19 protein-coding genes are annotated in these 19479 nt (G+C 35.2%); 5 read left to right on the plus strand and 14 right to left on the minus strand.

Going from position 1 to position 19479, the window contains the following annotated elements; genetic code table 11:
* Window positions 1-134: 134 nt before the first annotated feature.
* Both EGI24_RS02365 and EGI24_RS02370 read left to right on the plus strand, forming a co-directional pair.
* Window positions 135-749, plus strand: coding sequence for an OmpH family outer membrane protein (locus EGI24_RS02365; RefSeq protein ID WP_255046650.1), 615 nt, complete (start codon window positions 135-137; stop codon window positions 747-749).
* 205 nt (window positions 750-954) lie between these two features.
* Window positions 955-2343: a sialate O-acetylesterase gene (locus tag EGI24_RS02370; RefSeq protein WP_255046651.1), complete on the plus strand. Its 1389-nt coding sequence runs from the start codon at window positions 955-957 to the stop codon at window positions 2341-2343.
* Window positions 2344-2352: 9 nt separating this feature from the next.
* Here EGI24_RS02370 and EGI24_RS02375 read toward each other — a convergent pair whose 3' ends face one another.
* The 11 genes from EGI24_RS02375 to sppA form a co-directional block, all read right to left on the minus strand.
* Window positions 2353-3132 carry a sulfite exporter TauE/SafE family protein gene (locus tag EGI24_RS02375; RefSeq protein ID WP_255046652.1) on the minus strand — a complete coding sequence of 260 codons (780 nt, stop codon included), beginning with the start codon at window positions 3130-3132 and terminating at the stop codon, window positions 2353-2355.
* A gap of 2 nt (window positions 3133-3134) precedes the next feature.
* On the minus strand, window positions 3135-5501 hold the full coding sequence (locus EGI24_RS02380) for an outer membrane beta-barrel family protein (protein WP_255046653.1): 2367 nt from the start codon (window positions 5499-5501) through the stop codon (window positions 3135-3137).
* Window positions 5502-5677: 176 nt separating this feature from the next.
* Window positions 5678-5866: a general stress protein CsbD gene (locus EGI24_RS02385; protein ID WP_255046654.1), complete on the minus strand. Its 189-nt coding sequence runs from the start codon at window positions 5864-5866 to the stop codon at window positions 5678-5680.
* Window positions 5867-5951: 85 nt separating this feature from the next.
* The gene (locus EGI24_RS02390) at window positions 5952-7046 is read right to left on the minus strand and encodes an AI-2E family transporter (RefSeq protein WP_255046655.1); all 1095 of its coding nucleotides are present in this window, start codon (window positions 7044-7046) and stop codon (window positions 5952-5954) included.
* 1 nt (window position 7047) lies between these two features.
* Window positions 7048-9564 (minus strand): cation-translocating P-type ATPase, encoded by a 2517-nt coding sequence (locus tag EGI24_RS02395; RefSeq protein WP_255046656.1) that lies wholly within the window; start codon window positions 9562-9564, stop codon window positions 7048-7050.
* 25 nt (window positions 9565-9589) lie between these two features.
* Window positions 9590-11194 (minus strand): murein L,D-transpeptidase, encoded by a 1605-nt coding sequence (locus EGI24_RS02400; RefSeq protein ID WP_255046658.1) that lies wholly within the window; start codon window positions 11192-11194, stop codon window positions 9590-9592.
* 91 nt (window positions 11195-11285) lie between these two features.
* Complete coding sequence (locus EGI24_RS02405) at window positions 11286-11900, minus strand: murein L,D-transpeptidase catalytic domain family protein (RefSeq protein WP_255046660.1); 615 nt, start codon at window positions 11898-11900, stop codon at window positions 11286-11288.
* A gap of 131 nt (window positions 11901-12031) precedes the next feature.
* On the minus strand, window positions 12032-12646 hold the full coding sequence (locus EGI24_RS02410) for a hypothetical protein (protein WP_255046661.1): 615 nt from the start codon (window positions 12644-12646) through the stop codon (window positions 12032-12034).
* Window positions 12643-13029, minus strand: coding sequence for a hypothetical protein (locus EGI24_RS02415; protein WP_255046662.1), 387 nt, complete (start codon window positions 13027-13029; stop codon window positions 12643-12645). Before EGI24_RS02415 ends, EGI24_RS02410 begins: the two co-directional genes overlap by 4 nt.
* A 134-nt stretch (window positions 13030-13163) precedes the next feature.
* A complete protein-coding gene (locus EGI24_RS02420) occupies window positions 13164-13697 on the minus strand; it encodes a DUF1003 domain-containing protein (RefSeq protein WP_255046663.1) in 534 nt (177 codons plus the stop codon).
* A gap of 188 nt (window positions 13698-13885) precedes the next feature.
* Window positions 13886-15649, minus strand: coding sequence for a signal peptide peptidase SppA (gene sppA / locus EGI24_RS02425; protein ID WP_255046664.1), 1764 nt, complete (start codon window positions 15647-15649; stop codon window positions 13886-13888).
* 222 nt (window positions 15650-15871) lie between these two features.
* Between sppA and EGI24_RS02430 the strand changes: the two genes are divergently transcribed.
* Window positions 15872-16384, plus strand: a complete 513-nt coding sequence (locus EGI24_RS02430; protein ID WP_255046665.1) for a YdeI/OmpD-associated family protein — start codon at window positions 15872-15874, stop codon at window positions 16382-16384.
* On the opposite strand, the gene EGI24_RS02435 is transcribed toward EGI24_RS02430, so the two are convergent.
* Together EGI24_RS02435 and EGI24_RS02440 are read right to left on the minus strand one after the other, a co-directional pair.
* Window positions 16379-16843, minus strand: a complete 465-nt coding sequence (locus EGI24_RS02435; protein ID WP_255046666.1) for a regulatory protein RecX — start codon at window positions 16841-16843, stop codon at window positions 16379-16381. The genes EGI24_RS02430 and EGI24_RS02435 overlap by 6 nt on opposite strands.
* 83 nt (window positions 16844-16926) lie before the next feature.
* Entirely contained in the window at window positions 16927-17364 is a 438-nt protein-coding gene (locus EGI24_RS02440; RefSeq protein WP_255046669.1) for a hypothetical protein, read from the minus strand.
* A 348-nt stretch (window positions 17365-17712) separates the two neighbouring features.
* Here EGI24_RS02440 and EGI24_RS02445 point away from each other — a divergent pair, with 348 nt between their 5' ends.
* Window positions 17713-17844 (plus strand): hypothetical protein, encoded by a 132-nt coding sequence (locus tag EGI24_RS02445; protein ID WP_255046670.1) that lies wholly within the window; start codon window positions 17713-17715, stop codon window positions 17842-17844.
* A 45-nt stretch (window positions 17845-17889) separates the two neighbouring features.
* Here EGI24_RS02445 and EGI24_RS02450 read toward each other — a convergent pair whose 3' ends face one another.
* Window positions 17890-18963, minus strand: a complete 1074-nt coding sequence (locus EGI24_RS02450) for a M20 family metallo-hydrolase (protein WP_255046671.1) — start codon at window positions 18961-18963, stop codon at window positions 17890-17892.
* Between the two features lie 92 nt (window positions 18964-19055).
* Between EGI24_RS02450 and EGI24_RS02455 the strand changes: the two genes are divergently transcribed.
* The gene (locus tag EGI24_RS02455) at window positions 19056-19439 is read left to right on the plus strand and encodes a hypothetical protein (protein ID WP_255046672.1); all 384 of its coding nucleotides are present in this window, start codon (window positions 19056-19058) and stop codon (window positions 19437-19439) included.
* Window positions 19440-19479: the final 40 nt, after the last annotated feature.

The following is a 19479-nucleotide window of genomic DNA, read 5'->3' on the forward strand; positions in this document are numbered from 1 at the left end:
TGAATAGACAAATGTAAAAAATAAATAAGCTAAAAAATATAGATGATTGTGATGTAAAATGAATTGCACTAAATAAAATTTACTTTCATTTTGAGTAGAATTCGGTATTTTTGGGAAATTATAACAAAAACTTGATGAAACGTATTATTTTGGCTGCTTTAGTAGCACTTTCTATAAATTTTGTAAACGCACAAACTAAAAAACCAGTCACCAAAACTCCAGCAAAATCCACTACAGTGAAAGTTGGAACTGGCCCCAAAATAGGGTACATTTTCGAGGATTATATTTTTGAAAACTACAAAGAGGTAAAGAAACTTGACGAGGACATAAAAAAGAAACAAGATACCTATCAAGAGACTTATAACAAGATGGCGATAGAGTATCAAACGCTTTATTTGGATTATCAAAACAGCATGAAAAACCTTGATTCCATGACTACGGAGCGGTTAAACGAGAAGTTAAGAAAAGTTCAAGAAGTAAAGTCAGCATCAGAGAATTTCCAGAGAGAGGCTGAAAAGGAATTGCAGCAGTTTACGGGAGATGGAGTTGTGCGAATAAAAACTAGCATAAAGACAACAGCAGAGACCATTGCCAAGGAAAAGGGTTTCAAGTATATTTTTACGAGAAATAAATCGGATGGCCCAATGACTTCTAACCGCGTGGTACTTTATGCTGGAGATAAGGGAGCAGGCAATATCTCAGATGCAGTTTTGGCTAGAATGGGAAGTCCAGTGGTTGTAAAAAAATAGATTTGTTCAAGAATCATTTTGCAGAATACGTTTTCTTAAACTAGATTTTAAAGACATAATTAAGAAATTAGTGATCAAAAATCCACAAAAAAATATTTTGTAGAGGCAAATTTTAATAGGATTTGTAAACTGTCAAGAACTTCTATTTCATTTTTTGGATTTCAACGCTAAGCTAAATCTTCGACATAAATACAAAATCATAACAATGAAATTTAAACTCTTAGCAGTATTTCTGGTAGCATCTCTTTCAAGTTTTGCAAATATTACTCTTCCTACATTTTTTAGCTCGGGAATGGTTCTGCAACAGAAATCTAAAGTAAAGATTTGGGGTTGGGGAAAAACTGGCGAACCAATTCAAGTAGTAACATCTTGGGATAATAATCAAGTGGTTTCAAAAACAGACACTTATGGAAAATGGTCTGTTGAGGTGGAAACCCCAATCTATGGCGGGCCTTATGAAATCTCGATTAAGGGCTACAATGAAATTATTTTAAAGAATATTCTGATTGGGGAAGTCTGGGTGGTATCAGGACAAAGCAACATGGAGTGGAGTGCGGCATCGGGGATAGATAATGCAGAAACGGAGATACAAAAAGCTAATTTTCCGGAAATTCGTTTTTTTGGAGTAAATCATGCTACTGCTCCACACCCTCAACAAAATTTATCGGGCGAATGGCAAGTCTGTTCACCCGAATCTATGAAAAATTTTAGTGCCATAGGCTATTATTTTGCCAAACACATTTTTGAAAATATTCAAGTTCCTGTAGGGATTATTAACACTTCTTGGGGTGGAACTCCAGCTGAATCATGGACACCTGAAGAAAGCATAAAAGCAGATCCTGTACTTTATAAAGATGCATTAAGTTTAAAAGAAGTACCATGGGGGCCAGTAAAAACAGCTTCAATTTATAATGCCATGGTTGCTCCTTTGGCTGGGCTAAAAATAAAGGGATTTCTTTGGTATCAGGGAGAATCTAATGTGATGAACGCGGCCAATTATGATAAATTATTGTGTACTTTAATTGGTAGCTGGAGGAAAGCTTGGGCTGAGGAATTACCTTTCTATTTTGTTCAAATTGCTCCCTACAAATATGGAGGTCCTGAGGAAGGAGTCATCTTGAGAAACGCACAAAGAATGGCAGTGGCTGTACCTAATTCAGCAATGGTTACGATTTCTGACATTGGAAATATAGACGACATTCACCCAAAAAATAAAAAAGACGTGGGCATAAGGTTGGCAAATGTAGCTTTAAAGAATCTTTACAGTGCCTACAAAGGAGATATTTCTGGCCCCAAATTGTTGCTTTTCGAATCCAAAAAAGGGCAGATTATCTTGTTTTTTGATACACAAGATTTGAAATGTGACAAGAATTGCATGAACAACTTTGAAATAGCTGATACTTCAGGAGAATTCAAAAAGGCCAATGTCAGAATAAAAAGCAATACAATTGTCCTTACTAATTCTAAAGTAGCTTATCCAGTTTTCGCAAGGTTTGAATGGAGCAGTTCGGCAGAAGCCAGTCTTAAAAATAAACAAGGTCTTCCAGCATCCGCATTTATCACGGATAATTGGTGGCAATTTAAGAATTACTGAAAAAGTTTTTCAAACAAAAAACTTAATAGCCGAAGCTGCCACAATAACAATTAATAGTCTATAAATCCAAAGATTGGCATTGGGTATTTTTACGATGTATTTTACCCCAAGCCAAGCTCCAAAAGCTTGAAAAATACCCATGAGTAAGCCATAGCCATAGTGTACTTTGCCATAATACATAAACAATGCTAATGCGGGAGCGGTAAATGCCAGCACCAAAGCTAATTTAAGTCCATTGCTTTGTGTTAAACTGTATTTAGAAATTAATACCAGACCTGCTAATAGAAAAAAGCCAACTCCTGCTTGAAGAAAACCTCCGTAAATGCCTATCAAGAAGAAAGTTATGAATGTGCCGATGTTTTTGTTTTGAGCTTTGGTTAGTTTGTCTTCTATAAGCCATCTTTCAGGTTTAAACAACAAAATAATGAGCATAAAAACCATTAAACCACCAATGGTATAACTCATGGTCTTTTCGTCTATGTCCACCGCAATTTTTGAACCTAAAATGGCTCCAAGAACTGATGGAATAATCAACCAAAGGGAGCCTTTGAACACTTCAGGTTTTGATTGAGCATATTTTCCAGTGGCCACTACACTTTGAAGAAAAACTCCGATGCGGTTACTAGCATTGGCTATGGAAGGCGACAAATCACACATAAAAATAAAAACCGGCAAAGTAATTAGAGAGCCGCTTCCGGCAATGGTGTTGATGATACCTGTTAGGGTACCAACTACCACAAATACTAGGAATTGCCAAATATTTAGGTCAATATGGAGGAAGTTTTCCATTCTTATTGCTTCAATCGATAACTCAGGGTCAAATTTATTTGTCTTGGTCGAAATTGACGGTTGCTTTCGGTGTAAAATCCAGGGCCTTGGCTGATGGTACGCATCCAGCGGGTATTGAAAATATCCAGAACCGTAAAGTTTATCGAGCCTTTTTTCTTCATGATGTCTTTTTTGAGCGAGTAGTCAAAGAAGTATATGGCTTTGCGGCTTCCTTGGGCAGTTTTTTGAGCAGCTTCGTAGTTGAATCTCAACTGCATATCAAAGCCATTTTTGAGTGTAAACCTTGAAGTCTGTCTCGCAAACCACGAGTTGGTTTCGGCTACATATTGTTCGTTTATGTTTGAACCGTCTATATTGGCATGGAAAAGGTTGAAGTTCAGGTCCATTTTCCACCATTTTGTAAGTTTATAATTACTCGTGAAATCTATTCCATAAGATTTTTCTGAATTGAGGTTTTCTGGCAAAGAAGTCGAAAATCCTTGAGCATTAACACTTCTAATGCTTGAGATTAAATCCTGCGAATTTCTATAAAAAATGGATGAGGTGATTGATCCTTTTTCAAAGTTTTTTAGATGTCCAATTTCAAACACATCACTGTATTCGGGATTCAAGTTTGGATTTCCACTAAAAAAATTCCGACTATCTGACAGCGTTGAAAAAGGTGATAAATCATTATAAACAGGTCGACGGATTCGGCGGCTATAGCTCAGTTGAAGTGAATTGTCAGTGTCTAGCGAATATGTAAAGTGAGCACTGGGAAATAGGTTAAAGTACTTTCTGGGATTTACTTCGTTGGTTTTTTGAAGTGTGGTGGTTACGCTGGTCCATTCCGATCTCAATCCAAGTTGATAACTAATTTTTTTTGATTTGTTCGACACAATTCCATACGCTGCCGATATGTCTTCATCATATATAAAATAGTTGTTGAGCCATTCTATGGGAACATCTTTGCCATCAATGACATCATTTACCACATAATCATTCACCATGTTTCTTAACGAAGTTCTGGCTCCAAACTCCAACTTCCCTTCTTTTGAAAAGGGCTGCACATAATCCAACTGAAACAAATATTGTTTTTCATATTCATCATTTATTGATGTTTGGAGAAGGGTATTTTTGGTATCAATCGCACCATTTGGGAAGACCGCTGTTTGGTTAAATGTCTGATCAGAATTCTCGAAATGATCTAGAAATCTAATTTGACCTGTGAGTTCCTGCCCTTTTCTGCTGAAGCTACGTTTGTAACTCAAAACATACTCCGATAGCGGCTCTTTTTCTATTTCGTCTTGAATACGGGTAATAGAACCCAGTGGACTGCTTAGCGTATTATAAAAATCGTTGTAAATATTTTTGGTGTATCTTATGCCGCCAGCTTTGCTGTACATATATGAGCCTGTAAGAATACTTTTTTCTGAAAAGTACAATTCCATACCAGCCCGAATGTTGTTGTCAAGGCCAGAAACGTCTCCATTATTGTCTTGTTGGAGAATTTTGAGTGTGTCGCCAGCTGTTACCTCTTGGTAGGTTTCTCCTCTGTAGGGATTCCATCTATAGGCTAAGCCGTAGTTTACAAAAAAGTTAATTTTTCTGTGGCGGTAGTTAAGATTTGCCGCAAATCCATAATTGTCAGGCACACCACCGATGAGTTCAAAAGAACCATTAAAGCCTTGTTTAGAGTCTTTTTTGAGGATGATATTTATTATTCCTGACTGTCCTTCCGCCTCGTATCTGGCGGACGGATTGGTGATTACTTCTACTCTGTCAATCATACTTGCTTGCAGCTGTCTTAAGCCAGCACCACCTTTAAACGAAACCATGCCTGAGGGTTTTCCGTCAATCAAAATCCTCACATTACTGCTTCCTCTGAGCTTTATGGCTCCATCAGGATCTACTGTTACAGATGGAATATTGATAAGAATATCTTGTGCTGATCCACCTGCATTAGCCAAATCTTTGCCGACATTAAAAACTCTCTTGTCTAGCGATAGTTCCATAGAACTTTTTTCGCCTTGCACGACGAGTTCATTTAATGATTTGTCTGACTGAGAAATGGCTAATTCACCTAGATCTAATGTATTTTCTGTTAAATTTATTTCAGAGGAAGTGTATTTTTTATAACCAACAAACTCTGTTTCCAAAGTATATTTTCCTGCTGGAATTTTAAACTCAAATTCGCCACTTTCTGTTGTTACATTTCCAGTTATCATTTTCTGGTTTTGAAAAACCTTAACACTTGCAAAACCCAAAGGTGATTTGTTTTGAGCATCAATAATCTTTCCTTTAAGTATGCTGGAGGTTTGGGAAAAACAAAGCTGGCTTGAAAAAACAAAAATAAAAATAGTCCCAAAGTATAATCTGAGATGCTGCATCTTGAAAAGGTTGGTAATTGAAAGACAAAGGTAAGCTTTATCAAACATTATTTTCCTATACTAAATCTCCATTTTATAGGTTTTTATCAGTCAATTGAGTGGATTTTTGTTTAAATTATTAGGTGAATGCTTATTAAGTGGTTGAGGTGAACTACTGGATTTTTCAGATATTTAGTTTATAATCCTGATAGTATGCCTTGGATTTCAGCCTTAGATTTTCCAACTTTTAGCTGAATTCTACTCCAAAGTTCGTCTTGTTTTCCATCCACATAGTCTAGGTCTTCTTCGGCTAAAGTGTCAAAAATTTGCCTTAATTTACCTCTTGTTTCTTCCCAGTTACCTTTCAAGTCGCTGAAGTCAGTCATAGCTTTTTATTTATTTGTTATTCGATGTTAGAGAATTGAAATATAAATCAAGAACGAAACCTAAAATTTCACTAAGTGGTTACTTTCAAGATAACTTCCTGAAAAGCTGAAATTTATATAAAAATTTTTGAAGTTTGTTTTTGCCACGTTTGTCTATCACCAAATCGCCTATCAAAAAACCGTAAGGTTTCAATGGTTCTATGTGATCGCAAACTATTTTTACCATTGCCGCTATCGGTATAGCCAGTAAAATTCCTGGAATTCCCCAAATCCAATCCCCGACTATCAGTGCAATAATAGTAAAAAGTGGATTGATTTTGACTTGCGGACCGAGAATTAGAGGTTCTAATATCCATCCTTGAATAAATTGCACGGTGGCATAAGTAACCACTATGCCCAGAATGAGAGAAATATTTCCACCGTGAAGGGCCGTTATGAGTACCGTAATGGTAGTGCCTGTAATATTTCCAATGAATGGAATAATTTCTAATAATCCACATAAAATGGCAAAAAATACGGCATTTTTTACGCCGAGTAGGCTGAATCCAATACTGTAAAGAATCCATAAACAAGCAATCATTTTGGCTAAACCCAATAAATACTGCTGAGAAACCTGGGTGGTACTTTTTAATATTTGCTCCATTTCTTCATGCTGTTTGTCTTTCGTTAGTTTCAAGAAAAACTGTTTAATATGGGCTCTGGAATACAACAAAAAGAAAAAGTAAGCCAGCACTAAAATAATATTCGTTAAAATATATTTTAAAGACCCCACTGTTAATTGCATTAGGCCTGAAAGTGAGGGTTTTTCGCTTTTAAATATTTCTGATTGTTTTTCTAATGTAATGCCAAAATGCTCAAAAAAGTAAGTCTGAATCTCATTAAAAGTTTTAATGGACTGATTTTTAAGTAAATCATAATCATTAAAGAGTTCGGATATTTTCCAAGAAAGCATAGCTATGATTGCTCCGAAAACTAAAAGCAATGCAAGTAAACTAATAAAAATGGCAAGAATTCTCCCTAAACCAATCCTTTGCATCCAGTTGCAAAAAGGCAAAAAAAGAGTTGCCAATATGCCACCTATCACCATTGGCATCAAAAAACCTTTGGCAAGAATCAAAACTGCTACCATCAATACCAAAATGAGCAATTTTTTAAGGATAGAATTAAGGTTTAAGGTCATGTTAGTTAAGATTTTTTGATGTTTTCCTTTTCCAAAGTTTAACACCTTCGTACCAAATTACACTTAATGAACCAACTATCAAACAGAAACTTAATTGGTAGAAACTGAGGCTTTCAAATTCGAAGAATTTGGAGAATGGTTTTATAAATAAAATAAGAGAAGTTATGCCCAAAGTAATGGCTATGATGAGCATCACCAAGTTGTTTTTGTACTTGAGTGTAGTAATAATTGAATAATAAAAAGAGCGATTGACCAAAGTCAAAACAACATTAGAAATAATAAGTGTTGTAAAAACCATGGCTCTGGTGGTGGGTTCGTTTAAGTTTTGACTGATGGCATATTGGTAAGTTCCAAGCGTGCCTATAGTAATAGCCAAGCCTTGTACGATACTCGTAGTCAATTCTTTCCAGCTAAAGAAGGTATCGCCAAGTGGTCTTGGTTTTAATTTCATTGTGTTTTTTTCAATAGGCTCATTTTCATAAATGATGGAGCAAGTAGGGCCCATTATTAATTCCAAGAAAATGACATGGACAGGTGAAAATATGTTGGGATAGATCCAGCCCAATGCCAAAGGAACAAAAACCGTAAGAATAATGGGAATGTGAATCGAGATAATATACTGTATAGCTTTTTTGAGATTGGTATATATTTTCCTGCCTACTGAAACAGCTTTGACCATTTTAGATAAATCGTCGTTCATCAAAATCAATGAAGCTGCGTCTTTAGCCAATTCGGAGCCTTTTTTGCCCATGGCTATACCTATGTGTGCCGATTTGAGTGCCGGGCCGTCATTTACTCCATCGCCAGTCATGGCTACTACTTCGTTTTGTTTTTTTAAAGAATTGATTATTCGCAATTTAGCTTCTGGAAACATTCTCGTGAATATGTTGACATCCATTACTTTTTTATCAAATTCTTTATCAGAAAGTAACATTAACTCCTTGCCAGATATGTGGCTTTCGAAGCCTCTAAATCCAATTTGCTTGGCTATAGAAATGGTCGTTGCGTCGCTGTCGCCTGTAATTATTTTTACTTTTATGCCTGACTCATAGAAATGACTCAGGACTTTGTTAATATTCTTTTTGGGTGGATCATAGAATGCCAAAATGCCTTTGAAATTGAATTTAAATTCCTGTTGACTTTTGGGGAAATTCTTGTTTTGTGTATGGGCTTCGGCAACTCCGAGCACTCTAAAGCCTTCTGAAGTGAATGCGTCTATGGCATTTTCAATTTTGAGCTTGTCTTCTTCGCTTAAGTAGGAAACATGGATGATGGCTTCGGGAGAACCTTTGGCAGCAATGATAATTTCGTCAGATTTATTTTCAAAAACATGGGTCATCATTGGAGGAGTGCCTCCCAATGGATATTCTTTAATGATCTTGAAATTCGGTCTTTCGTCTTTCTCGGCTGCAATTTTGTAAGCATTGTGTAAGGCCACTTCCATGGGATCAAATGGAATTGGTTCAGATGCAAACATGGCCGTTCGAATAAGATTTTTGTTGGTTTCAGTAAGCGTCTGGTTCGTTTCAAAAATTACATTTGATTCAAAGTCATACAATTTTGCCAAATCCATGATGTTTTCGGTCAGCGTACCCGTTTTGTCAGTACAAATGACGGTAGCACTGCCCAGCGTTTCCACCGTTTTCATTTGCTTAACCACAATCCCACTTTTCATCAGTCGCCATGCACCCAAAGCCATGAAAGTGGTAAATGCCACAGGGATTTCTTCTGGCAAAATGCTCATGGCCAGGGTCAAAGATTGTAATAAACTGTTTAGGATTTCTCTGTTATTATAATAGTTGATGGCCCAAACTACAAAAAAGACAATACCTCCAAGAAATGCCATTTTTTTTACAAAATTTGAAATTTGATTTTCTAAAGGTGTTTTTTCTTCCTTTATGCCTTCAAGACTTTTTCCTATTTTCCCTAAAGAAGTTTCGTTTCCAATGGCAGTTATTTGGGCAATTCCCAATCCACCTACTACACTTGTGCCTTTAAAAACCTGATTGTTTTCCTTATTTTTTTCAACAGCGAGCGATTCTCCGGTTAGGATGGATTCGTTTACTAAAAAATCATTGGAATGGATGATGGTAGCATCTGCCGGAATGGACATGCCTTCTTCTATGATTATCACATCTCCTAAAACCAAATCTTCACTTTTAATTTCCTCTACTTTACCATTTCTAATAACTTTACTTTTGGCAACGATAAATTCCTTTAGTTTTTCTAGGGCATTTGTACTTCGGGCATCCTGGAAAAAAGAAATACTTATTTGAAACAGTATTGCGGAGGCTAAAAATATGGCATCGGCTGTTTTATCACTAATAAAATAAATGATAGAAGCCACAAGAAGTATAATTACCATAGGGTCTTGAGCCAGTCTCCTAATGACACTTAAGATACTGTTCTCTTTCTTGAAGTCTAAGAGATTTTTTCCGTTTTTTTCTCTTGAAACCAATACCTCTCTGGGATTGAGGCCTTTTATGCCTTGGGCTGCAAGTGGTAATTCTTTTTTCATGCTAATCTTGAAACATTGAATAGTTTTATTTTTCCTTCGCAAAAATTTCGGATGCCAGTTTTTTGTCGTGAAGGTAAATGTCTTTTCTAAAATTTAGTTTGCCTCTATGATTTACCCATGATGTAAGATATAGCAAGTAAACTGGAATCGTCGGCTTTACTGTAATTCTTTTTTCTATGTCAGTTTTTAGTATTTTTTCAATATGCTCAATGTTCCATTGTGTGTCATTACGAAGAATATATTCGGCTAAGTTTTTAGGATTTTCGACCCGAATACATCCATGACTAAAAGATCTATTGGTTTCTGCAAATAAACTTTTTGAAGGTGTATCGTGCAAATAAATATTATAATTATTGGGAAAAAGGAATTTGATTTTGCCCAGAGAATTATTCTTTCCGGGTTTTTGTCTAAAATTATAAGGAACCTGGGTTTTATATTGGCTCCAATTCACGGTTCTTGGATCTATAATTGAATTTTTACAAAAAACTTCAATGTTATTTCTGCTCAAATAGGAAACGTTTCTCTTAATTTTCGGCAACACTTCGTTAATGACGATACTATTTGGAAGTCCCCAATAAGGATTGAGTACAACTGTTGAAAGTTGCCCTTTAAAAATACTCGTTTTAGTGGCCATTTTACCCACCACAACTTTGCTTTCGCTGATGGGTTTGCCATTTTCAAAAATATGTAATTTGAATTCTGGGATATTGACCATTAGAAAATTGTGTTCCATTTCTTCGGGAAGCCACCTCAGTCTTTCTAAATTTATCATTATCTGTTGTATTCGTTCTTTTATTGGTGTGTTTAGCTCATTTAAGGTGGCTTTGTTTAATATTCCTGATTCTGTTAGGCCAAATCTGTTTTGGAAACTTATTATGGCTGTTTTTAGATTTTCGTCAAAAATCATAGTGGTATCTTTTGTCTTGAGATCACCGGTGATGAGCAGATATCTTTTCAAATTCACTAAACAAGTGTCGGATTCACCCACAGATATTTGTTTTTTCATGGTTGTTATTCCTGGAAATCCACCTGATTTTTCAATGGCTTTATATTTTCTAAGTTCAACTGTGAGCGTTTTATAGTATTGATTTACAGGATATTGTAAGTTTGAGTTTTTAGATGTCGAAATTATACTATCCAATAAACTCTGAAAGTTTTTCTTTTTTCGAGGTATAAACCATTCAAGGTCATAGGTGTTTCTGGCAATACCTCCAAAGGATTTTTCGGCATATTTGAAGAAATTTGAAGTGAGTAAAAACTCTATTTTGTGGGTTTCACTTTCGGGTAATATGGTGTTTTTATCTTCTTTATGGGCAATGTTTATTAGAGAATCTATGAGTTTTGTGTTGATGGATTGATCATCAAAGTCAGAGCTAAAATTTTGTAGTTGATTATAAAATATATGGCAAGCCTCTGTTATTCCATTTTTGTCAAACCAAGCATATTGGTAGTTTCTCCTTTTGTAGAATTCGGTGATCTGCGTTTGGAGTGAGTCTTCTGTGTGATATTTAAGATAGAAGTCAGCTAAAATGGTGCTATCGAGTATTTTCTCACTAAAGTTTTGGTTGGAATATATGCTCGTGTCTGGCAAAATTCCTTTGTTAGCAGCTTTGTTTTTGCCGCAACTCATCAAAGCAAAAGAGAAAATAAGGCAGATTAAAAAAGTAAATGTGAATAACTTAAAAAAGACGTTTTTCTGTTTAAGAAAAGATTTTTCTGTTTTAAGATTTAGAATGTATATAAAGTAAACTTCCATTTGCTAACACAGGTACAACCTGCGGAATTATGTCGTTTGGCAAGGCGGGGCAGCCGAAGCTTCGCCCTAAATAACCGTGACGCTGTACAAAAGCCGTACTTACGTAGTCGGCTCCATGAATTATTATTTCTCTCTTAAGTGCATTGTCATTTACTCCTTTGTCTAGTCCGTTTAGCAAGAGTGCCTTACCATGTTTAGGACTATGAATGATACTTCCGACCATGTAAAATCCAAGACTGCTCTGGTGTGACTCCAACTTATTCGAAAAAGACTTGGCCATCACATCTCCAGACTTTTTACCATGAGCCACCAAAGACTTAAAAAGTAATTTCTTTTTTGCTATGTCTATCACAAAAAACCTTTCTTTGGTAGATGGCAAACTGAAATCTACTATGGTTATGATTGATTTCATTGGATGAAACTTCTCAAAACCTTTTATGGATTCATTGAATGTTTGAAAATCTATCACTTCTGAGATTTCACAAGCCTCAAATAGTTCAAGATTCTTACTTTTAGTGGCGACTGGTTCGGTAGTAAATATGTTTAAAAGAATCGAGAAAAACAAATAATTGATGAGCATTTTATATTAGTTTTAATATGCCTATCAATAACTCTTTTACTATCTAAAACATTGTGCACCAATTGCATATTTTGTTTTATTTGTTATTGTTCTTTTATTTATTTGTATAATTCTCATTTTTAAAGCTTGATTTACCCTTTTCGCTTTAGAAACCCATCTTTTACCATTCTTTTATACAATACTTTACTTATCTCTTTGGTCATTTGATCTACACCTCTAGGGTTTATTGTTTTTGTTTCGCTTGTCCAGATGATTTTGTCTTCTAGTATTGAAAAAATGGCAATTTCTACTACGAATGTTTTAGTGGTCAAATAATTTCCATCGGCTTGATTATTTGGCCAGCTTCGGTAATAATAGTTAGGAAAAGAAATGGGATTCCAGCGATTTGGACCGATACTGCTAAGCGTATAATTTCTTTCTCTTTCCACATCAATTAATCGCATGGTTATAGCTCCGTCAAAGCCATCTTTCTTGATTTTTTCTCGAAGAGCATTTTCATTGGATTTATCGAAACTCGCCTTTAGATAATCGAAAGATGCGTAACCTTTACCATCAAGAAGCTTAACCATTTCGCTTTCTGCCAAATGCCGACTATTCTCGTTTCTTAACATGGCCACTACCAATATTTTATTGAGTTTTTCGAGATCAACTTGTTTATTTGGTTCTCTCCAACTACTGGCTATTTTTGTAGAGTTGCATGAAATCAAAATGCCAAGAAGTGTGGTCAACATTATAATCCTTTTCATTGTTTTTTACTGAATAATGTTTTGAAGTAATTGTTCACATAAGCGTGTTTATGGTTATCCGTCATTTTGTCAGCGATTAAACTTATGACTTTCATTTGATCAAAATTTTCTTCATTTCGTAAGTAATTTTCGAACAGATGCTTTTCTTCATTTGGTCCGAAAATAAGTATGTTTTCGAAAGGCTTAATATGCTCAATTATATTTTTAAAGAAATTTTGTTGTTGATCATTTTCATCTGAGGTTTCCTCTTTCGTCAGTAAGTATTTGTCCTTTTCCTTAATTTTTGCTCTAATTATCACCGTTTCAACCCTTAATTTCCTGAATTCAATTAGGTGAGCCGAAACATGATCTATCCAAATTCCAATACTTTTTGTGGTGTACATGCCTATGCCATTTTATGGCTAATTTTGAATAAATCAATCTCTAATAATCTACAATTTGTAGTGTGTTTGTTTCAACAAAAGTCACAAAAAAGTATTTTGATTTGTTACACAATTAAGACTAATGCTTATATTATTCACATTTTTTCTAGTTGAGTATTGATGTTTTTAAGCATATCTAATTGCGATTTTTGGCTTTCAAAAAGTGTTTTTATTTGTTCTTCCAATAACAAATCTATTTTTTGGTGCAAACTTCTGATTTGCATTTCGGCTTTAAGATTTATCAGATAATCGTTTTCGTTCATCATACGGTCTTTTTCTTCTTGTCTATTCTGGCTCATCATTATTATTGGAGCCTGAAGGGCCGCAATAGAAGACAGAATTAGGTTCATTAAAATAAAAGGGTAAGGGTCAAAGCGGAATTTAAGCGTAATAAATGTGTTAAATATAATCCAGATGCTAAGTAGTATAGCAAATGTGATAATAAACCGCCAGCTGCCACCGAATTTTGCTACTTTATCAGATATTTTTTGGCCATCACTGAGCGTCTCCGTAGGTGGATGTAGAAGATTATAAACAATGAGTTCCTCGGCCTCTATGGTGTCCTGAACAATTTTTCGGAATTTCTCTAAATGTGAATTTTCTTTTGATATGAAATCTTGGGTTTTCATTTTCTCTAATGCTTATTTCGGCAAAATTGTTGATTTTCAAATGAAAAGGTCTTACAAGATTCTATTTGATTTTTGTAATATTCACACTTTATGGATTTGGGGGTATTGGTAGGTTCCTTGAAAAATATTCAAAATAAAAAAGCCCAAGTATCCTTGGGCTTTTTTAAGGTTAATAAATGATGGTCAGATTATTTTATTTCTAAACTATAAGGCAGTTTGGCCTGTAGCCTTTCCATATTTTGAAGATATTTTATTTCTTTAGCCATTGGGGCAAAAACACCTAGATATTCCTTTAGTTTGGCATCCTCTTGGCTTTTGCCAAATTTCTCCATTATCTGTTCAAACTCTGATTTTGGATAAGGATAATACTTTACTTGGTAATCGCCAGTTTTGAGTTTTACTTTTTTGGCGGCAATGGCAATGGCATCGTCAAGTCCACCCAATACATCTACTAATCCAACATTTTTAGCCTGAATACCTGTCCAAACACGTCCTCCGGCAACTTCTTTAAGTTTTTCTAATGACATTTTTCTTCCTGCGGCTGCTTTCGAAGTAAATTTCTCATAGCCCTTGTTCACTGAGTTTTGAATCAACATTTTCTCGGCATCTGACATTTCTCTGGTCAACGAAGGCGAATCAGCAAATTCATGCGTTTTAACGCCATCGAAAGTAATTCCAAGCTTATTGTTCATCAATTCTTGTGCATTGAATAACATACCAAATATACCTATGGAACCCGTGATGGTGGTTGGAAGAGCCACAATGGTGTCACATCCCATTGCCATATAATATCCGCCAGAGGCAGCTACGCTACCCATTGAAGCTATTACAGGTTTTACTTTTTTAGTTAATTGTATCTCTCTCCACATTACATCCGAAGCCAAAGCACTACCACCAGGTGAGTTGATTCTTAGTACGATAGCCTTAATTTTTTTGTCATTTTTCGCTTTTCTCAATTCTTTTAAGAAAGTTTCTGATCCAATAGATTCTGAACTGCCTTCACCCGAATTGATATCACCTTCAGCTACAATTACGGCTATTCTATTGTCTCTAGACCCCTCTTTTACATAATTTTTGGCTTTTTTGTAGCTACCAAGTTTAATAAAACTAAGCTTAGCAGATTCTTTAATTCCTGTTGCTTTTTTCAATGCCGCATCGTATTCATCCTCATATCCCACATTAGTCAATATTTTGTATTTTACTGCATCTTGAGGTTCTTGAATCAAAGCCTTGTTCAATACTTCGTCTATTTCTGCTTTCGTCATACCTTTTTCAGCTGCCATTTTAGAATAAATGTGGTTGGATATTGAACCCAAGTATTCTGAAACTTGCATTTTGTTTTCTGGACTCATGTCCGTTCTGATATAGGGCTCAACAAAACTTTTAAACTGACCGACTCTGAAAATAACTGGTTTAACACCGATTTTGTCAAAAAGGCCTTTCATAAAAGTTATCTCTGCATCCAAGCCATTAAATTCTATTCCACCTGCTGGATTCAGATAGCTTTTGGTGGCAACAGACGAAAGATAAACAGCTTTTTCAGTCATTATTTCTGCATAGGTATACACAAATTTGCCTGATTTTTTGAAGTCTATCAATGCATTTCTAATCTCTTCAATCTCGGCAAAGCCAGCAACAGGATACTCTAATTTTATACTGATACCTTTGATATTCGGATCCAGTTTGGCATTGGCAATAGCTGCTTTGAGATCAATCAGACCTGTTTTCATTTCACCATTGCTAAAAATCTCTGAAAAAGGATCTTCTTTGGTTGAGTTTTCTGATATTTGAGTATTAAGATCGAGTTGCAAAATCGAATTTGACTTGACTGAAGTTTCATCTTCGCTACTAGACATCATCGAGCCAATTCCGATAATTAAAAACAACGAAAACAGCGAAAAAAGGAATATTCCGATTATTGTGGCCAAAACATATTTTAAGAACTGAAGCATTGTTATTTTTTATTGAATGATAAATTACAAATCTACAAAACAAAGTTAGGTTGGCATCTTTTTCAAGAAATCAAAAAATAATTTAGCGGAAAATTAAAGTTTTAAATGGCAAAATACGGATGTGCCGATTTCGAATTCACCAAATATTGCCTAATTTTCGAATGAAATACTTTGCATCTCTTTTAGAATTAACTTTCTAACTCTCAAAAATACTTTTTGTTTATGGTAGAATTTGAAGCTGAAATAATAAAATATGCCAAAAATGGTGAAAAAACTGGCTGGACATTCGTGGAAGTTCCTTTGGATATTGCCGAAAAAATAAAACCTAAAACCAAAACTACCTACCGAGTTAAAGGCAAACTTGATAATTTGACCATCAATCAGGTAGCTTTGGTGCCGATAGGAGAGGGGAATTTTATATTGCCACTGAATGCTGAAATGAGGAAAGTGCTTAAAAAGCAATTAGGAAACAAACTCAAAATAGCGTTAGAAGAAGAAACAGAGGAATTGCCAATTTCAGCAGATTTATTGTCCTCGCTCGAACTGGAACCCGAAGCTTTGGAGCTATTTAATTCGTACCCTAAAGGCCATCAAAGATATTATTCTAACTGGGTGGAATCGGCCAAAACTTACGAAACCAAATCGAAGCGGATATATATGAGTGTCTACGGTTTATTGCATAAAATGGATTATGGACAGATGATTAGGCATTTTAAAAAAGAACCGATGCTATGAGTTTTTCTTTTCCAAATCTTTCAAGATTTCAAGAACTATATTTGATTCATATCCTTTGGAAATCAAATAGTTGAATGTTTTTTGTTTGCGTTTTAGATAGTTGTTTTCCGTTCTTAAATCGTGAAGTTTTTTTTCAATGAGTTGAGTTGCAGTAGTAAAATAGTCGTCGTTTGGTATCTCTTTCATGGCCACTTCCATGATATATTTACTCATTTTCCTAGCTTTTAATTCAGCTTTTATTCTGAGTCTTCCCCATTTTTTAACCCTAAATTTCCCTCCAGCAAAAGCCTTGGCAAATCGTTCTTCGTTCAGATAATTCTCGGTAATCAAATAGGCGATAATCTCTTCGGCTTCGTCGCCCCAAACTTTCCACTCCTGCAATCGCTTTCGGACTTCATCCTGCGTGCGTTCCTGATAAACACAGTAGTTGGCGGCTTTTTTAAGGATTGCGGTGTTCAAGGGGGAAATTAATGAATTTTAATTGATTAGGGAAAGTGTTTTGAAATTTTAGTTTGTGAAAAGAAGCAAACTATTTCTGAGAATTAATCTAGATCAATTAATTTTTCAAAAATAAAACTAATCGCTATTAGTATTGGTAAAGCCAGCCAGCCGGTAAAAATTAACTCTAAACCATTTTGTCCATCGCCCACGTTACAAAGCGTTTTAGGATTGCTGTAAAATGCCGATAAACTGGATTGAAGCATAACATATTCGAAAATATTGAAGAGTAATAATTGTTTTTTTACTTTTTCATAATTTTCTAAACTGACTGATTTAACAATCTTTGAAAAAAATAAAAAAGGGCAAATAACGCAGGCTAAAATTGTTAAAAACCAAGTAAACCTCCAGGCGGTTGTGCATTCCAAACCCAGTAATACAAGAAGCATTTGAAATCCTATTATTACTATAACTGTGAAACCAGGTATAAAAAAGCCCGCAATTGAGAAAATAATAGTTGGTTCGATAAATTTCAGTTTCATATAAGAAGCGTTGTTTATTGTAAGATTATGAGCGGTTTAAATCTTTCTTTTTTGTTTTATAAGATTAATTGGAATGGGAGATTAAAATTTCTTTTTAATTGTTAAATTCTAAGTAGATTATTGAACCGCTTTCTCTTTCATTTATAAAACAAAACTATTTAATTATTCGAGAAAATTGTAATTACCTGGAATTGAATTTATATTTCAAATGTTAAAACCAGAACATTGTACCAATATAACAAATCGTTCGACTTTGTTAGTGAATAATAAATGCTTGAAATGACTCCAAAATATAATAAACTTAAAAAAAATAACCTTTCTGGAATACATAAATCTAATTTGGCAACAATGGCAAGTTATAAAGAAGTTGATATTCCAAAGACACCTTTGGTAAAAAGTCTAAGTGGAATTATTAAGCTTAAGCAAGATTTTGATATCAAACACGAATACTCGGAGTTTCTAATTGATAAATACAAATGACTGACAGCTGATTTTTTCCTTTATAAATTACAGTTAATTCACTTCCTAAATCACCAACCCCTTCAACAACTCCAAATAACCTGAAATCCCTCCATAAATCTCTTCCACAAAAATGAATTCATCAGCCGTATGAGAGCGTGCAGAATCTCCTGGGCCAATTTTTATGCTGGTAAATGGCATCAAGGCTTGGTCGGAGAGTGTCGGTGAGCCGTAGGGTTTCATACCCAATGCAATTCCTTTTTTCACTATGGGGTGTTCAAGCGAAATGCCTGAGGGATTGAGCCTTACACTTCTTGGCGTAACTTCGCATTTTACATTTTGCCTGATTATTTCCAAGGTTTCTTCCAAACTATACGCATCCGTCGCACGTACATCCACCACAAACGAGCATTCATCTGGCACTACATTGTGTTGACTTCCCGCATTTATCACAGTAACCGACATTTTTATAGGCCCCAGACTTTCAGAAATTTTCTCAAATTGGAAGTTTCTAAACCAGTTTATGTCATCAAAGGCTTCATAAATAGCGTTTTTGCCTTCATTTCTGGCTGCATGTCCAGCTATGCCATTTGCTTTGCAGTCCAACACCAATAAACCTTTTTCAGCAACCGCCATATCCATAAGTGTAGGTTCACCTACAATGCCCAAGTCTATTTTTGGAAGAGATTTTATCAAAAGTTCTATGCCGTCTTTTCCTGATATTTCTTCCTCGGCTGATGCTGCAAATATCAGATTATAAGGCAATTCTGAACTTTCATAGAAGTATAAGAAAGTTGCCATCAGCGAGACCAATGGCCCACCAGCATCATTACTTCCTAATCCGTAAAGTTTCCCATCAATAATTTCAGCTTGATACGGATTTCTAGTGTAGGAAGCATTAGGCTTTACAGTATCGTGGTGAGAATTGAGCAAAATGGTCGGTTTTGATAAGTCGAAATGCTTGTTTTTTGCCCAGATATTGTTTTTTATGGTTTCAAAAGGGATATTCTTTTCTGTGAAAAGCTCTTTAAAAAGTTCAAGTGTTTGGTTTTCTTCTTTGCTAAAAGAAGGCGTTTCTATCAGTTTTTTTAAGAAACCAATAGCAAATTCACTTAAATGGTCGATTTCTGAACTTTTCATTAACTTAAACTTTTTACAAAAATAAATTCAATGCGGCTTACAACCTATTTTCAGGTAAAAGAATCTTAATTTTGAATTTAAAAGCTATTATTATGAGGATTGTTGCTATATTAATTTGTTTGATGGTAATGGGCTGTGAAGCTGAAAAAGTTAATTCGAGCATCGTTGGCAATTGGCAATGGGTGGTTTCTCAAGGTGGCATTGCTGGTTTGACAATCAAGCCATCTGAAACCGATCAACGTCAAATGGTTTTTGATGCCAAAGGTAATTTTTCCTTGATTCAAACAGGTAAAACGACCATTTCAGCACGTTATGAGCTAAAAAATGCCAAGTCCATCACTTCTACGGAGCTTGTACCCATGATTGTATTTCCGAACGAAGACGCTATGAACATGTCATATACCATTAAGAATGACAGCCTTTTCCTTTTTGACGAAGTATATGATGGTTTTGGCCACACATATGTGAGAAAGTAGGTTTTATATTGGTTGGCCGTTGGTTTGTTTCTTATTTTTG

The organism is Lacihabitans sp. CS3-21 (genome assembly GCF_024343675.1).
Lineage (GTDB): Bacteria > Bacteroidota > Bacteroidia > Cytophagales > Spirosomataceae > Leadbetterella.

Coding starts and splice junctions, on each gene's coding strand:
- EGI24_RS02445 (WP_255046670.1), top strand. CDS start 17,713: ATGGCAAGTTATAAAGAAGTTGATATTCCAAAGACACCTTTGGTAAAA.
- EGI24_RS02370 (WP_255046651.1), top strand. CDS start 955: ATGAAATTTAAACTCTTAGCAGTATTTCTGGTAGCATCTCTTTCAAGT.
- EGI24_RS02415 (WP_255046662.1), bottom strand. CDS start 13,029: ATGTACACCACAAAAAGTATTGGAATTTGGATAGATCATGTTTCGGCT.
- EGI24_RS02405 (WP_255046660.1), bottom strand. CDS start 11,900: ATGCTCATCAATTATTTGTTTTTCTCGATTCTTTTAAACATATTTACT.
- EGI24_RS02440 (WP_255046669.1), bottom strand. CDS start 17,364: ATGAAACTGAAATTTATCGAACCAACTATTATTTTCTCAATTGCGGGC.
- EGI24_RS02430 (WP_255046665.1), top strand. CDS start 15,872: ATGGTAGAATTTGAAGCTGAAATAATAAAATATGCCAAAAATGGTGAA.
- EGI24_RS02450 (WP_255046671.1), bottom strand. CDS start 18,963: ATGAAAAGTTCAGAAATCGACCATTTAAGTGAATTTGCTATTGGTTTC.
- EGI24_RS02395 (WP_255046656.1), bottom strand. CDS start 9,564: ATGAAAAAAGAATTACCACTTGCAGCCCAAGGCATAAAAGGCCTCAAT.
- sppA (WP_255046664.1), bottom strand. CDS start 15,649: ATGCTTCAGTTCTTAAAATATGTTTTGGCCACAATAATCGGAATATTC.
- EGI24_RS02390 (WP_255046655.1), bottom strand. CDS start 7,046: ATGACCTTAAACCTTAATTCTATCCTTAAAAAATTGCTCATTTTGGTA.
- EGI24_RS02420 (WP_255046663.1), bottom strand. CDS start 13,697: ATGAAAACCCAAGATTTCATATCAAAAGAAAATTCACATTTAGAGAAA.
- EGI24_RS02375 (WP_255046652.1), bottom strand. CDS start 3,132: ATGGAAAACTTCCTCCATATTGACCTAAATATTTGGCAATTCCTAGTA.
- EGI24_RS02455 (WP_255046672.1), top strand. CDS start 19,056: ATGAGGATTGTTGCTATATTAATTTGTTTGATGGTAATGGGCTGTGAA.
- EGI24_RS02365 (WP_255046650.1), top strand. CDS start 135: ATGAAACGTATTATTTTGGCTGCTTTAGTAGCACTTTCTATAAATTTT.
- EGI24_RS02400 (WP_255046658.1), bottom strand. CDS start 11,194: ATGAGTTGCGGCAAAAACAAAGCTGCTAACAAAGGAATTTTGCCAGAC.
- EGI24_RS02380 (WP_255046653.1), bottom strand. CDS start 5,501: ATGCAGCATCTCAGATTATACTTTGGGACTATTTTTATTTTTGTTTTT.
- EGI24_RS02385 (WP_255046654.1), bottom strand. CDS start 5,866: ATGACTGACTTCAGCGACTTGAAAGGTAACTGGGAAGAAACAAGAGGT.
- EGI24_RS02410 (WP_255046661.1), bottom strand. CDS start 12,646: ATGAAAAGGATTATAATGTTGACCACACTTCTTGGCATTTTGATTTCA.